This is a genomic window from Bradyrhizobium sp. P2_E8 (assembly GCF_056403875.1).
Window position 1 is genome coordinate 1 of the sequence record NZ_JBFUES010001502.1, and the last position, 1,224, is coordinate 1,224.

Annotated in this window: 2 protein-coding genes and 1 pseudogene; 1 reads left to right on the forward strand and 2 read right to left on the reverse strand. The window is 65.6% G+C overall.

Annotated elements, in window-relative coordinates:
- Positions 1-238 (reverse strand): annotated as a pseudogene (locus tag AC1D00_RS41790) (AbrB family transcriptional regulator); the annotation flags it as partial.
- Between the two features lie 91 nt (positions 239-329).
- Positions 330-617 carry a PsiF family protein gene (locus AC1D00_RS41795; protein WP_027544346.1) on the reverse strand — a complete coding sequence of 96 codons (288 nt, stop codon included), beginning with the start codon at positions 615-617 and terminating at the stop codon, positions 330-332.
- A gap of 200 nt (positions 618-817) precedes the next feature.
- Here AC1D00_RS41795 and AC1D00_RS41800 point away from each other — a divergent pair.
- The coding region (locus tag AC1D00_RS41800; RefSeq protein ID WP_477014731.1) for a hypothetical protein at positions 818-1,224 on the forward strand (407 nt) is incomplete at its 3' end.

Below are 1,224 nucleotides of genomic sequence, written 5' to 3' on the forward strand. Positions count from 1 at the left end.
GCGAGATGCCGAGCAGCACCAGCACGGTCTGGGTCAGGATCGGCGGCAGCGTCAACTGCCGGCCGGCGATCGCGGCGATGCCGACCGCGATCATCGAGCCCGAGATCAGCCCGCCGGGAAGATTGGCGACGAGAAACACGAGGCCGCCGGCGGTGCCGATGACGAGTGTCTCCACCGTGCTCAGGATCTTGGCACGGCTCGGCCATTCGAACGGCAGGGAGGCGGTGATTTGCTTCACGCCACCTTATTGCAAATCAGCGAGAGGCGCACAATTGCAGGCTCGTCATGCCGCAATGCGCGCGCCTCTCGCCGAAGCCGGGGGGACTGATTTACTTCTTGTCCGCGGCAGCCGGCGCGGCCGTGCCGGCCTTGGCGGTCTTGATGCATTCGGAGCGGAATTTCTTGCGCTCCTTGCCATGCAGCCCCTTGGCATCCGCCTGCTTGGAGCATTCGAGCGACTCGGCCGAGTGCTCCTTTGGCGCCTTCTTGTCCGTGGGCGCGGCGGTTGTGGTCTTGGTGTCGGTCTTGGCTGCCGGCGCGGCGGTCTGCGCAAAGGCGGTGCCGGTGGCGAGCAGGGAGGCGAGGGCGACGGCGGCGAGGCGGGAGGCGAGGGTCATGGTGTTGCACTCTTCCTGGGAAAATGGCGAAGGGTGGAACGTCGGCTCGCGTTGCTGAACGCGACATGAATGGGCCGAGCGACGGGATCACTATATTTTGCCGGCGAAAGCCATCGTATCCTTGTCGCAAGCGATCGGCACGCTAGGATAGCAATCCTCGTTTAACTTCCGTCGGGGAAGACCAAGGAGGAGACCTAGGGATGACCATTCAGACAAAATTGTTGTGTGCGATTATGGCGTCGGGTGTCGCGGCATTGGTGGCCGCCGCACCGGCGCAGGCGCTGACCTCGCAGGAGTGCAGCGCGAAATATCAGGCAGCCAAGAAGGACGGCTCGCTCGGCACCATGAAGTGGAATGACTTCCGCAAGGCCCAGTGCGGTGCGGACGCGACGCCCGCCGCCGCGCCGACCGCGGCTGCTCCGGCTGCGCCCGCCGCTCCGGCAGCGCCGAAGCAGGCGAAGAAGGAGGCAGCCCCCGCTGCCGCTCCGGCGCCGACATTGCCGGCCGGTCCCGCGATCTATCCGAACGCGGTCGATCCGAAATACGCCAAGGAAACGGCCGGCAAGGCCCGCCTGCACACCTGTGTCGACCAGTACAACGCCTGTCT